Source organism: Streptomyces sp. NPDC059564 (assembly GCF_042735575.1).
Classification (GTDB): domain Bacteria; phylum Actinomycetota; class Actinomycetes; order Streptomycetales; family Streptomycetaceae; genus Streptomyces.
This window is the reverse complement of record NZ_JBHWBP010000213.1, coordinates 1-13051: the sequence shown is the minus strand read 5'-3', so window position 1 is coordinate 13051 and position 13051 is coordinate 1. Positions and strand designations below refer to the sequence as shown.

At 69.4% G+C, this 13051-nt stretch carries 9 protein-coding genes and 1 pseudogene; 8 read left to right on the top strand and 2 right to left on the bottom strand.

Going from position 1 to position 13051, the window contains the following annotated elements; translation table 11 throughout:
• Nucleotides 1–322 precede the first annotated feature (322 nt).
• Nucleotides 323–958: a GNAT family N-acetyltransferase gene (locus ACFV0Q_RS28165; protein WP_385009164.1), complete on the top strand. Its 636-nt coding sequence runs from the start codon at nt 323–325 to the stop codon at nt 956–958.
• Nucleotides 959–993: 35 nt separating this feature from the next.
• Nucleotides 994–1857: a PaaX family transcriptional regulator C-terminal domain-containing protein gene (locus tag ACFV0Q_RS28160; protein WP_385009165.1), complete on the top strand. Its 864-nt coding sequence runs from the start codon at nt 994–996 to the stop codon at nt 1855–1857.
• An 883-nt stretch (nt 1858–2740) separates the two neighbouring features.
• Here the strand turns inward: ACFV0Q_RS28160 and ACFV0Q_RS28155 are convergent.
• Nucleotides 2741–3565: an SDR family oxidoreductase gene (locus ACFV0Q_RS28155; RefSeq protein ID WP_385009163.1), complete on the bottom strand. Its 825-nt coding sequence runs from the start codon at nt 3563–3565 to the stop codon at nt 2741–2743.
• Nucleotides 3566–4195: 630 nt separating this feature from the next.
• Nucleotides 4196–5098 (bottom strand): alpha/beta fold hydrolase, encoded by a 903-nt coding sequence (locus ACFV0Q_RS28150; RefSeq protein ID WP_385009162.1) that lies wholly within the window; start codon nt 5096–5098, stop codon nt 4196–4198.
• Nucleotides 5099–5476: 378 nt separating this feature from the next.
• Here ACFV0Q_RS28150 and ACFV0Q_RS28145 point away from each other — a divergent pair, with 378 nt between their 5' ends.
• The 6 genes and pseudogenes from ACFV0Q_RS28145 to ACFV0Q_RS28120 all read left to right on the top strand — a co-directional run.
• Nucleotides 5477–5734 (top strand): acyl carrier protein, encoded by a 258-nt coding sequence (locus ACFV0Q_RS28145; RefSeq protein WP_385009161.1) that lies wholly within the window; start codon nt 5477–5479, stop codon nt 5732–5734.
• Entirely contained in the window at nt 5731–6954 is a 1224-nt protein-coding gene (locus tag ACFV0Q_RS28140; RefSeq protein WP_385009160.1) for a beta-ketoacyl-[acyl-carrier-protein] synthase family protein, read from the top strand. The genes ACFV0Q_RS28145 and ACFV0Q_RS28140 overlap by 4 nt, the downstream gene beginning before the upstream one ends.
• A 23-nt stretch (nt 6955–6977) precedes the next feature.
• On the top strand, nt 6978–8276 hold the full coding sequence (locus ACFV0Q_RS28135) for a cytochrome P450 (protein WP_385009159.1): 1299 nt from the start codon (nt 6978–6980) through the stop codon (nt 8274–8276).
• Between the two features lie 53 nt (nt 8277–8329).
• Nucleotides 8330–9544: a macrolide family glycosyltransferase gene (locus tag ACFV0Q_RS28130; RefSeq protein WP_385009158.1), complete on the top strand. Its 1215-nt coding sequence runs from the start codon at nt 8330–8332 to the stop codon at nt 9542–9544.
• Nucleotides 9504–12014 (top strand): MMPL family transporter, encoded by a 2511-nt coding sequence (locus tag ACFV0Q_RS28125; protein ID WP_385009157.1) that lies wholly within the window; start codon nt 9504–9506, stop codon nt 12012–12014. Before ACFV0Q_RS28130 ends, ACFV0Q_RS28125 begins: the two co-directional genes overlap by 41 nt.
• Before the next feature lie 441 nt (nt 12015–12455).
• Nucleotides 12456–13051 (top strand): annotated as a pseudogene (locus ACFV0Q_RS28120) (hypothetical protein); the annotation flags it as partial.

The window sequence follows — 13051 nt, the reverse complement described above, 5'->3', positions numbered from 1 at the left end:
GTCCTTGGGGGTGGCCAGTACTCCGTTGAGGGTGTGGCCACCGTGACGGATCGATACCCGCTGCTCGTCCACGGCGTAGGAGTTCTGCCACAGCACCACACCGATGAGACCGCCGGCTACGACCAGGACTGTGGCCAATGACCACGCGGCTGTGCGGAGCCCGCGACGCCGTCTGGGCTGGATCTTGGGACCCATGGGATGTGACCGCCTCGGTTCGGATGTCGGTTCGGATGTACGCCGACTGAAACTATCACCATGGATACGGTCGTCATAGAAGTGATAGTTTTACGTTGGGTCTTGCAGCGAGAAGGAGGGGAACGTGATGGGACTAGACGCGACGGTCACCGGTACTGGCCCGGTGACTGTCCGGCGGGGCGTTCCGGACGGAGCCGAGCGGCGGGCGGCCGAGCTGTACTGGGACGCTTTCGGCCGCAAACTCGGCCCCGCCCTGAATCCGCCGGACAAGGCGGTGTCCTTCCTCGCAGCCCACCTGAACGCCGATCGCGCGGTGTGCGCGCTCCTCGGCGGGCAGCTGGTCGGCCTCGCCGGCTACCAACTCGACGGTCGTGCCCTCACCGGGGGATCGGCCTCCGCCGTACTGCGCGTGTACGGACACCTGCGAGGACTGCACAGACTCCTGCTCCTCGCCCTGTTCGAACGCCACCCGGCCCCCGGCCAGCTCGTCATGGACGGCATCGCCGTGGACCCGGCCATGCGCGGCCGTGGCGTCGGGAGTCTGCTCATCGAGGAAGTGGCCGCTGTCGCGGCGGAGCAGCACTGCCGGGAGATCAGACTGGATGTGATCGACACCAATCCACGGGCCAGGGCCCTGTACGAGCGTCGCGGCTTCACGGCCGTGCGTACGCAGCGCACGCCCTACCTGCGCGGGCTGCTGGGGTTCGGGGCGGTGACCACCATGCGTCGCACCGTCGCGACAAGAGGGGCGAAGGAACTGTGAGCGCCGAGACGGACCACGTCGAGGTCCCCACCCGCATGCTCGTCAACGCGCTGATCCGCGAGGACGGCACCGTCGGCGCGGACGAGCTGTACAGCGTCGCCAACACCCTGGGGATGAGCGACCAGCAGGTGCGGCTGTGCGTCAAACGCCTCGTGGCCGAGGGCCGGTTCACGCACGAGGGCCGTGGCCGCAAGGCGGAGCTGCGCGCCACCGCGGACACCATGCGTGTCCTGGCCCCCAACGCGGACTTCCTGCAGCACGCCTTCCAGCAAGACGCGGGGCTCGCGCCCTGGGACGGTGTCTGGCACCTGGCCGCCTTCGCAGTGCCCGAATCGGCGCGCATGGCTCGGGACGCCCTGCGTGAGACGCTCGTCCACCTCGGCGGCGCACCGCTCCAGGGCGGACTGTACGTCTGCGCCAACGCCTGGGAACCGTACGTCGAAGAAGCGGCCCACCGCCTCGGCGCCCATGGCGCGCTCACCCTCCTCACCACGACGGACCTGCGCAAGGGCGACACCCAAGAGCCTGCCGAACTCGCCCGCCGCCTGTGGTCCCTGCAGGAGATCGCCGACCGCTACCAGCGCCTCAGCCGTATCGCCCGGCCCCGCCTCGCCCGGCTCACCGACCCTGCCGGACTCTCCCCGTCCGCACTCCTCACCATCGCGGTCGAGCTGGCCGCCGAACTCACCCGCGCCATGGAGCCCGACCCGCTGTTGCCGCCTCAGCTCCTGCCCCAGCCCTGGCCCGGCACCCAGGCCCGGGAACTCATCGCCCGGTGCTGGGCGGCTCTGCACGAACGGCAAAGCGGGGAAGACGGCCCTGCCCTCTTCCGTCTCTACGCCGACATCACCCGAGAGACGGCAGAGCGGCCGCGCGCCGAAGGCGGGACAGAAGGCTGACGTACAGGTTCCAGCGCCAGTCGAGGCATTCGCTGAGGACTCCGCCCAGCAGGAGGCCGGTGGGGGGAAGTGTCGAGGTGCACCGTCGTTCGTATCGGACGTTCGGTGGGTGCAATCTGCGGGACGGCCGGCTGTGGGCCGTGCTTGTCCGCTTCCTCGGCGAGAAGGGACACCTGCCTCGTGAGCAGTGCTTCCAGTGACATCGCGATCGGTCCGTGCAACGTGATGCCCAAGGGTTACAAGGACCATCCCGACGAGGTCTTTCTCGACCGGAAGCCCCACACCGTACTGAACCTTGGGTCCGGTCGGGGTCACCACGGCGGAGGTGGACTGGCGGCGGTCAGCCGGATCGACGGGGCGAGCCGGCCGGCCGTCACGTCCCGGCGCAGGAACCTGCCCGGCTTCCCGGCCCGGCGGGTGGAACGCGGACGAGCCCGGTGTTCGACCAGCGCGGTGGTGGCCTGGCTCCTCGCGCACAGCGAGCTCCGGGTCCCCGCGACCCCGCCCGTGGCCACGGCGCACCCGGGAAGGGGAGGCGCACCCCGACGGTCGGGTTCGACGGTCCACGGCTCCTCCTGGCGGACGGCGCGGAGGGGAGGGACCACCTGTCTCGGATGGTTGGCGGAGGCCGATGCCGAGACGCTGACCGGACTGGGGGAGGGCGCCTACGGATGTGACCGTGCAGAGCGCCTCCGGCCGGTGGCCGGTGCCGGCGTGAGCTGTCCTGGCCGTCCCGCGTGCGCGGCACGGCGGCAGCGCCGGACCGGTGATGGAGTGGCACCCCAGAAGGGGCCGACCGCACTCCGGCCGGCCCCCTTCTTCGCGCACGGGCTTCTTTCCGCGCACGGCTGCCCGCTCCGTGCGCCGGGTCTCCCGCCCCGGTTCAGCCCTGCGCCAGCTCTGCCACGGGCTGCCACTTCTCCCACACAGCGAGACGCTGCTCGTAGTCGGCCTTGGCCATGCCCAGCGGCGCCGAACCGAAGAAGCAGCGCAGCGGCGGCTCGTCGGCGTCGACGATCTTCAGCACGGCCGCGGCGGACGCCGTCGGATCGCCCGGCGTGCCGACGCGCTTGCGGCGCTGCTCCTGCACCTCCTGGTGGAAGTCGGCGTACGCGGGCAAGGGCTCGGACGTGCTCGACGAGGAACCCGCCCAGTCGGTGGCGAACCCACCTGGCTCGATCAGCGTGACCTTGATGCCGAACGGCGCCACTTCCTGGGCCAGCGCCTGGCTCATGCCTTCGAGCGCCCACTTCGACGCGTGGTAGATCCCGACCATCGGGAAGGCGCTGATGCCTCCGATGGAGGAGACCTGGAGAATGTGGCCGCTGCCCTGCTCGCGCAGGAACGGCAGCGCCGCCTGCGTGATCCACAGGGCGCCGAACAAGTTGGTCTCCAGTTGCGCGCGCGCCTCGGCCTCGGTGAGTTCCTCGACCATGCCGAAGTGCCCGTAACCGGCGTTGTTGACCACCACGTCGAGGCGCCCGAACCGCTCGTGCGCCTGTCGCACGGCGGCGAAGTCCGCGTCACGGTCCGTCACGTCGAGACGCAGGGGCAGCAGTCGTTCTCCGTACTTGTCGCGAAGGTCGCCCAGCGTGGAGAGGTCGCGCGCGGTCGCGGCCACCGAATCGCCGCGTTCGAGGGCGGCGGTTGCCCACTCCCTGCCGAAGCCGCGCGAGGCGCCGGTGATGAACCAGATCTTCTGCGTCATGATTGCTCCTCGAGGAAACTCGTCATCCGTACGGTCAGCACGTAGCGGTGTTTCTCTCACTAGCCAACACCCTCGAGTGGACTCGAAGGCAACTTCAGTACTCACGGAGGCGGTGTTTTGGGGAGGCTGCTGACGGCACCCACGCCTGCCGAACCGCGACGACCGGGAGCCGCACCCTGTCGGGTTGCAGCGGGAGACGCGGTAGGGGTCGGGGGCGGCTGAGCGTGCTGGTGAATCTGCTGCGGGGGACCGTACCTGGGCAGCCGCCCCGCTCTGGTCACTCCGGTGGCGGGTTCGTGCCCGGTGAGCACTCGCCAACCTCGCCGGCGTCCACCTCGCCGACGTCGCCGACGCCACCGAGCAAGGCATCCACCGCATCAACCACAACCCACCACTGCCATGGCCCTTCCTCGCCCACACCGGCCTGACCATCCACCCACACCCACCGAGATCTCGGTCTGCGGCGTTCGGGAGAGGGGGCTGCGCGAGCGGTGGGCTGTCGTTGTGCCGCACCGCACCGGCGATCCGCACTTCTCCTCGCAGGGCCGACGTGCAGCCACGAACGAGCGAGCCTCGGCCGGCTGCTGCCGACCGGACCCAGCCTGCCGATTGCTGACGTGATCCAGTTGCTCAGCGTGAGCGCTGAGCCGACACCTGTCGGTTGAACCGTTCGAGGGCGGCGACGTAGGGCAGGCCTTCAAGGGGTTCGTCGAGGAGGAACCTGCGGGTGAGGTCGAGCAGTTCGTGGGAACGGGTGAGGAAGACCCAGTGGTCGGCTTCCGCGATGGTGGCGAACACCGCTTGGGACGACATGGCCGCCAGTGCACGGCACTCCGTTGTCGGGCTGGCGACGTCGTGTTCCCCGGTCACCGCGAGCAGGGGAGGCTGCAGGCCGCTCGGTTGGGACGCTGCGTAAAGAAGCTCCAGGCAGCGCCTCCACATGCCGATCTGGCCCTCGTCGGCCGTGGCGAGCATGTCGTTGAGGACCCACTCCATGGTCGCCCGGCCTCGTACCGGACGGGCGGGGTTGAGGCACAGCAAGCGGGCGATGATCTCGCGCGTCACCTCGCGCCGCGCCGGGCTTCGCATCAAGGCCGACAGACCCGCCGGATCGGTGCCACGCGGCAGGGCGGGAGGGCGTGCGGCGACACCGGTCAGGACGACGCGTTCAGTGCGGTCTGGGTGGCGCAGGGCGAGTTGGTAGGCGATCTCCCCGCCATGGGAGGTGCCGCAGATGTTCACCCGGGGCAGACCGAGTTCGTCCAGTACCCCGGCGAGTCCGTCTGCCAGATCGGACAGTCGACTGCCCGGAGGCAGCTTTCCGGGAGCGGATACTCCGCCGATGCGCACGGACACGATGTCGGCCAGCGGCAGTAGGGCCTTGGTCTGGGGGCCGATCGCTGCCTCTCGTTCAGCGAGTGCGCGAACGGCCAGGACGGGCGCGATGGTGGGTGACGCGCTGGTGCGGATCTCGACGTGGAAGTCGATGTGTTGGTGACGGATCGTGTGCGGAATGACATCGAGTTGCTGCATCAATCGGTCCGCTTCTCGTGGTCGGCGAAGTGTTGTTCGGGGCCAGCGCGGGGAGGCGGGCACATGCCCTTCGGGGTCGGACGGTTACGGTTGAGGCATGCCGTGAGCAGCCAGAACGCAGGGTTTTTGTAGCAGCAGGCGCCAGAGCCGTCCATCTGTCCTGACCCGAATGGATGAACAGCGACGAGGCTGGCCATCACATGGAAGGTTGCGCCGCGGGTGGGGGGTCGCAATGGATCACGTCTATCTCGTGACTGAACGTTACCTCGGCGGGAGCGTCTCGTTGATCGCGGAGAAGTGTCCCGTCGTCACGACGAGGGTGCGATGCACACGGTCCCCGGCCTCGGGTTCGGCGCCGGTTCTGGAAGGAAGAATCCCATGGCGGGCAAGGTCTACGACACGCTGGTAGGCATTCTCGAGAGCACGTTCCAGGTCGAGCCGGAGCTGATCAGCGCCGATGCCACCCTGAGCGGCCTTGAGCTGGACTCCCTGGCGTTGGCGGAACTCGCCGTCATGGTGCAGGAGCAGTTCGTCGTCACCGTCACCAGTGAGGAAGTGGGCAAGGGAACGACGCTGGGCGAGTTGGCCGACATCGTCGACGGCAAGCGGGCATCCGTCCTGCAGGCCGGCCTGTGACCACGGTGGACATCGCCGTGACCGGCCTGGGCATGGTCACCCCAGCGGGAGCGGGGGTGGACGAGACCTGGCGCAGAGTGTGTGCGGGAGGTTCCACCGTTGCCGTGACCGACCCCGCGTTGGCAGGTCTGCCTGTCGACTTCTGTGCGCCCGTGGCCGCATTCGACACCAGCGTGGTGGGCCGGCGCAATCTCTACCGGCTGGACCGATTCGCCCAGTTCGCGGTGGCGGCCGCGTACGAAGCGCTGGCGGATGCCGGTCTGAGCGCCGAGGACTGGGACGCCACCCGCGTCGGTGTGGTGATCGGATCCGGCATGGGGGGCGTCGCCACCTGGGAGGCCCAGCACGCCAGGTTCCTGACGCAGGGACCGCAGAGCGTCTCTTCTGTGATGATCCCGAAACTGACGCCCAACTCCGCGGCCGGAGAGGTAGCGCTGGCCTGCAAGGCGCGCGGGCCGAGCTTTGCGGTGTCGACGGCCTGTGCGTCCGGTGCGACGGCAGTCGCGGCCGCCAAGGACCTGCTCACCTCCGGCCAGTGCGACATCGTGATTGCTGGTGGAGCGGAGGCGGCGAGTACGCCGCTCACGGTCGCCGCGTTCGCGAATTTGGGTGCTCTCTCCCGCCGTTGTGCCGAGCCGGCGTCCGCCTCGCGGCCCTTCGATTCCGACCGGGACGGCTTCGTGATGGCCGAAGGCGCAGCGGTGCTGGTCCTCGAGCGAGCGGAGCACGCCGCTGCCCGTGGCCGACGCCCCCGAGCGCTCCTGGCGGGCTGCGGCTCGGCCAGCGACGCCCACCACCCCACAGCCCCGCACCCCGAGGGCGCAGGTGCCCAACAGGCGCTCCTGGCCGCGCTGCTGGATGCCGACCTCGCCAGCGGAGACGTCGACCACGTCAATGCCCACGGCACGTCGACCGTCCTGAACGATCAGATCGAAGCCGACGCGATCCGCCGAGTGTTGCCCCACGGTCCGGTCGTCACTTCGACCAAAGGCGTGCTGGGACACTTGCTCGGCGCGGCAGGCGCCGTGGAAGCGGCACTGACCGTTCTGGCGATCCAGCAGTCCACCGTTCCGCCCACGGCGAACCTGGAGAGTCCCGGCCCCGGCCTGGACGTCAACCTCGTCTCGAAGACGGCCTTGCACCGGCGCATCGGAGCCGCGGTATCGAATTCCTTCGGCTTCGGCGGTCACAACGTAGTCCTCGCCTTCCGCACTCCATAGGCCCGCAAAGGAGTAGACCGATCATGGCTGTCGCCACCGTTCCGCCGGCCGCGCCACTCGGGGTGATCCGGAGGCTGCACTCCCGCCGGGGCCGTGAGGATCCCTTCCCGCTCTTCGAGGAGATCCGCAGTCCCGGACCGGTCGTCAGCCTGGGCCCCTACGCACTGGTGGTCACCGGCTACGGCGAATGCCTGCACGTCCTCACCGACCGGAACTGGCAGGTGCCCGACGAGGAGTGGCGCACGGCGCGCGGTCTCGCCTCCGGGTATGTGACCTCCAGGCTCATGCGCACCCTGCCGCGTCTCAACGGTCCGCAGCACGGCGCCGCGCGCCGACTGCTGTCAGGACCCTTCACTCCCGCCGCCCTGGTCCGTCTCCAGCCCATGGTGCGCGAACTCGTACGCACCCACCTCGACGCCCTCGCCAGAGAGGTGGACCAGCACGGCCGAGCGGAGTTCGTCGACATCGTGGCCCGCGCACTGCCCACTGCCTTGATGTGCGCCGTACTGGGGTTGCCGGACACGGACCGGACACTCATCGCTCAGTACAGCACGCAGACCGCTCCGCTGACCGAACCCTTCGCCACGCCCTCCCAGGTCACCGCTGCCGAAGCCGCGGCCGCGGAGTTCCACGCCTACGTCCTGGCCCTCCTCAAGGACGGCACCCGCCGTGCCGGGCAAGGTCTGCTCTCCCGGTGGGCCGCCACTGGGTGCCCCGGCTCGGAGCCGGTCGACATGGACGAATTCGCTTCGCACATCGTCTTCCTCCTCGGCGCCGGCGTCGAGACGACCTCGTCCCTCTTCGCCACCGCTGTCCAGGCTCTGGAGCAGCATCCCGAGCAGGGGCGCTGGCTGGCCGCACACCCCGAGGCCGTCCCGCAGGCCGTCGAGGAACTCATCCGATGGGATCCCTCCGTACAGAACGTGGTCCGCGTCCCGGCCGAGGACACGAGCCTGGCGGGCTTTGCGGTGCCCGCCGGCACACTGGTTCACGCGTTGATCGCGGCGGCCAACCGCGACCCCGCACACTTTCCCTCCCCCGGCGCTCTCGACTTTCGGCGCCGCCCGCAACGCAACCTGGCTTTCGGCGCCGGGGCCCACTATTGCCTCGGGGCGGCGCTTGCCCGGCTCAACGCCAACGAATTCCTACCGGAACTGGCACGCCGCTTCCCCTCTCTGCGCACGGACGGTCCCGCCACCAGACCGTCCGGACTCAACCTCAGAACCTTCACCGCCCTCCCCGTCACCATTCCACGTCCGGCGCAGCCCACCGACAGTCCTGGACCGGCGATGACCGGGTCCAAGGCATCGATGGGGCGCTGAGCCGGGCACCGCTTCCGCTCCGTCCACCACCGTCGCCGCGCTTGGAGTCACCGATGAACTCGTCCTCGTCCACCGATGTGCCCACCCCCGGGCCGCTCACCTCAGAGCGCAAGCACATCGCGGTGTTCAACGTGCCCCAACCAGGCCACGTCAACCCGACACTGGGCCTGGTGGCCGAGCTGGTGGCACGTGGCCACCGTGTGAGCTACGCCCTCACCGACGACTTCAGGACACAGGTGGAGGCGGTCGGCGCGACGCTCGTCGCCTACCGGCCCACCGACACCGAGGTGGAGCCCCCGGAGGATCTGGTCGCCGGAGCCATTCTCGCCTTCCGGCAGGTGCTCAGCGCGCTGCCCGAACTCGCGGTCGCCTTCGCCGAGGACATCCCGGATGTGGTGCTGTACGACGTGTCCGCCGCAGCGGGTGGTCTTCTCGCCGCGTACTGGCAGGTCCCGGCCATCAGGCTGTCTCCCTCGCACCTGCCGTACGAAGGTGTCCTGCCGGAGATGTACGGGGTACCCGACCTGACCCACGTTCCGGAGCTCGATGAGGCCAGGGGGCTGCTCACGGCACACGGCCTGAACATGACCCTGGAGGAGCTTCTCCTCGAACCGGAGCACGCCGTGGCGTTCCTGCCGCGTGCCTTCCAGCGCAAGCCCGACGCCGTCACCGCCCGGGCCGTCACCTATGCGGGCCCTGGCCTGACCGACCGTTCCTACCAGGGCAGCTGGACTCCGCCCGCAGACGGACGTCCCGTACTTCTGGTTTCTCTCGGTACCCAGTTCACGCGCCGTCCCGAGTTCTACCAGGCGTGCGTGGACGCGTTCGCCGACTCGCACTGGCACGTCGTGATGGCCGTCGGCAACAGCGTCGATCCCGCCGGCTTCGCCTCCGTTCCCGCCTCCATGGAGATCATGCGACGAGTGCCGCAACTCGACGTGCTCTCCCACGCCGCGGCGTTCGTCACGCACGGTGGCATGGGCAGTGTGATGGAGGCACTGGCCCATGGCGTCCCTCTCGTGGTGGTCCCGCAGATGTCGGAACAGCTGGTCAACGCCCGCCAAGTGGAGCACCTCTCACTCGGCCGGCACCTGCCCCGCGAGGAAGCCACACCAAAGGCTCTCCGCGACGCGGTCGACACCGTCACCACCGATCCGGAGATCACTCGCGGCGTTGCGGCGCTGAGGCAGGCGATCGAGGAAGCGGGCGGGGCGGCCACGGGGGCGGATGCCGTCGAGAAGGTCCTCGCATCGGTCATCACCGCATAGCCGTGACCGCACGCGGACCGCGGCACGTCCCGGTCCGGGGGTGAGCGGGCTGAAGGGAGCGACGCCCCCTTCAGCCCGCACCGCCCCGGACACGATGCCGCCGCCGATCCGCTCCGCCTGCGCCGACCCGCACGCACGAGACGAGAAGATGACCGCCCCGCAACCCACCCGCCGTGGCCTCGCGGGCACCTCCCGATCCCACGGACCTGAGCGGCACACGCCACCCGCTCGACGCCCACACGGGCTCCCGGCGACCGACCCGCCTCGCACAAGCGTCGTGGACGCAATCGCCTCGCAAGTGCTGCGTCATCCGGTCGCCGTCCTGACGTTGACCTGCCTCGCGGTGTTCCTCGCGCTGGCCACCGCTCTGTCCGGTACCCAGCGCCTGACCCACGCCGGCACGGCGACAGTGGATTCCGAGTCGGTCCGCGCCGAGTACCTTCTGTCCTCGGCCTTTCGCGCCGGCAGCCCTACCGTGACACTCGTGGCGACCACGACGGAATCGGTGGACAGCATCGAAGCGGACCTCGCCGGAACACGCCTGACCCAGCGGGCGCGACAGTTCGACAAGGTCGTCGCAGTCGACTCGTACTGGCCCCGACACCCCCCTGCGCTCCGAGGCAGCAACGGTCGCACCACCCTGATCCACCTGCGCCTGACGACCACCGAGGACACCCTCCGCGAAGATCTCCAACCCGTCCTCGACGCGCTCACCGGCCACCATGGGCCCCTCGACGTCCAAGCTGCCGGCCCCGTCGCGGTCGGGCTCGCGATCGAAGACCAAAGCCGCGCCGATCTCATGCGGACCGAGCTCCTCGCCGCACCGGTGACCGCAGCCGTCCTCGTGCTGGTCTTCGCGGGCTTCGTTCCGGCCGCCCTGGCCCTGCTCACCGGGTGCTCGACCGTCGCGGCAGGCACCGCCCTGCTCGTGGTGTTGGCCCGTTTCACACCCGTGCACGTCATCGCGCTGAATCTCACCGCCGCCCTGGGTTTCGCCCTGGCCGTCGACTTCAGTCTGATCATCATCACGCGCTACCGGGAAGAACTCACCGCCGACGGACCCGACCACCGATACCGGGCACTCCTCATCACCTGGCGCACCGCCGGCCGTACGGTCGTCTGCTCGGCCCTGACGGTCATCGCCGGCCTGGCCGCTCTGCTGGTCTTCCCCCTCGCGATGCTCCGCTCCATCGCGTACGGCGGCATCTGTGCCGTCGCCATCGGCATGGCCCTCTCCCTCCTCGCCCTGCCGGCCGCACTCCTTCTCCTCGGCCGCCGCATCACGCAACGCCCCGGCCGAAGTACCGCAACATCCAACGCCTGGTACCGCCTCGCGCACAGGGTGATGAACCGGCCCCTGCCTGTGGCGCTCATCCTCGGCGCCCTGCTTGGGGCCCTGGTCCTTCCTCTGGCCAGCGCGAAGTTCGGAGCCTTCGACGACCGGGCCCTGCCTTCGACCGCCCCCGTGCACCAGGCGACCGCAGCGTTGCGCCAGGACTTCGACCGCGCGGCACTCAACCCCGTACAGGTCGTTCTGCCCACGGTCCGGCTTCCCCGTGACACCTCGGCTCTCGACGCGTACGCCCGCGGCCTGAGCAGCCTCCCTCACGTCGACCGAGTGGAGACGGCCACCGGCAGCTACCGACGGGGCGCCCGCGTCCAAGCACCCCCTTCAGGGAGCCCCTACGCTTCACCAGCCGGGGTGTGGGCGCGATTGATCACTGACGTGGGTCCCGAAACGTCCGAGGGCGCAGACGTCGTACGGGCCGTTCGCGCCACCCCTTCGCCCGTACCGGTCCTCGTGGGCGGCGCTCAAGCATGGCTTGCCGACCTCCAGGACGCGATCCGCGAACACCTGATCACAGCCCTGATCCTCATCGCGATCACCACCCTGGCACTCATCGGCTGGTACACCCGCAGCATCGCCCTGCCCGTCAAAGCGCTCCTCACCAATGCCCTCAGCCTCGGTGCCACATTGGGAGTGATGGTCCTGATCTTTCAGGAAGGCCACCTGCGCAGCTGGCTGGGGATCGGGGAAGTCACCGGCGTGACCGACACGATCGCCCCCGTTCTCATCCTGTGCGTCGCGTTCGGCCTCTCCATGGACTACGAGGTCCTGCTGTTGGCGAGGACCGTGGAGGAGCACGCCCACGGAGTGCCGACTCGCGAAGCCGTCGCCCGCGGCATCCAGCACACCGCCCGCCTGTTCACCGCGTCCGCTCTGATCGTCATCGTCGTCATGTCCGCATTGACGGCCTCCCGACTCGTAGTTCTCAAAGCAGTCGGGATCAGCATCGCGGTCGCGGTCTTCATCGACGCCACCATCGTCCGGCTGCTCCTCGTGCCTGCCCTCATGGTTCTGTTGGGCCGGTTCAACTGGTGGTTCCCCTTTCGCCGAAGCATCAAGGGAACCGGCGAAGCGCCACCTGAAGAATCGCGAGACCGCCACCTCGGAACAGGGACGGGGTGAAGCCCTGTGGGTGCTGCCGCAGAGGGCGCCTACGGTCCTGTCCGACGTCGGCATGCAAGAACAGCGCGCAGCGACGTACGCCCGATGCACCGCAGAGCTTGAGAACGACCACACCTGCCCGGAGCGGAGGCCATCTTCGACCAGGCTCTTACCCATGGGCCGGATTCCCTGGGTCGTCGGCCTGTCGTGTCGGTCATCGGCCGACGGGCACGGAACGGTGGAGGGCCACCCCGCGAGGCGGCCCTCCACCACCCGATGTGATCACCAAGGCGAGACCGCGGTCCAGCTCGACGGTCAGCGCCGCGCTCGTCCCGGTCCTGTGCCGGTCCACGCGGCCAGGGAACCGATCTTCTTCGGCCAGTGTGCCCGTCGCCGGAGTAGGCGGACGCTCGCAGGGGGAGTGATGATCGCCCGTACGCCGTCCGTCCGTCCGTCGGCTCTGTGTCGTGGAGGGCCGCGCTTTCCGCCACCGCCGCTTTGGCTTCCGCATGCGGCCTGGTCATTGTTTTTCCCGGCCAGGCGTCGGCCGCGGAGATCAGCTGCATCGTCAACTCCGTCCGCGTGTCGGGGTCGATGATCAGCGGCACCAGCGGTGACGACACCATCCGCTGCTACGAAGGCGTCGTCCGCGGCGTTTCCATTGAGGCCGGGGCCGGGAACGACACCATCTTCGTCGAGGGAGAGACCGCGTCGGGCACCATGGGTGGCAACGGACAGATCGGCAACGACGGGACCATCGACGGCGGCCCCGGCGACGACCACATCTTCGTCAGGGGCGGTGCCGGCGACAGCGGAGCCTTGACCCATAACGGGGGGAAGGGCGGGGACGGCAACAACCGGACCATCATCGGCGGAGGCGGCATCGACACCATCACCGTCCTCGGCGGCGGTGGAGGCGAGGGAGGAATGCGCAGGGGAGACGGCGGCGCTGGCGGCATCGGCAACGACGGCAACATCACCGCCCAGGGCACCGTCATCGCCGCCGGCGGCGACGGCGGCGACGCAATGTCGCCCGGCAACTGGGACGCCGACGGCGG

Coding starts and splice junctions, on each gene's coding strand:
- ACFV0Q_RS28165 (WP_385009164.1), top strand. CDS start 323: ATGGGACTAGACGCGACGGTCACCGGTACTGGCCCGGTGACTGTCCGG.
- ACFV0Q_RS28160 (WP_385009165.1), top strand. CDS start 994: ATGCTCGTCAACGCGCTGATCCGCGAGGACGGCACCGTCGGCGCGGAC.
- ACFV0Q_RS28155 (WP_385009163.1), bottom strand. CDS start 3,565: ATGACGCAGAAGATCTGGTTCATCACCGGCGCCTCGCGCGGCTTCGGC.
- ACFV0Q_RS28150 (WP_385009162.1), bottom strand. CDS start 5,098: ATGCAGCAACTCGATGTCATTCCGCACACGATCCGTCACCAACACATC.
- ACFV0Q_RS28145 (WP_385009161.1), top strand. CDS start 5,477: ATGGCGGGCAAGGTCTACGACACGCTGGTAGGCATTCTCGAGAGCACG.
- ACFV0Q_RS28135 (WP_385009159.1), top strand. CDS start 6,978: ATGGCTGTCGCCACCGTTCCGCCGGCCGCGCCACTCGGGGTGATCCGG.
- ACFV0Q_RS28130 (WP_385009158.1), top strand. CDS start 8,330: ATGAACTCGTCCTCGTCCACCGATGTGCCCACCCCCGGGCCGCTCACC.
- ACFV0Q_RS28125 (WP_385009157.1), top strand. CDS start 9,504: ATGCCGTCGAGAAGGTCCTCGCATCGGTCATCACCGCATAGCCGTGAC.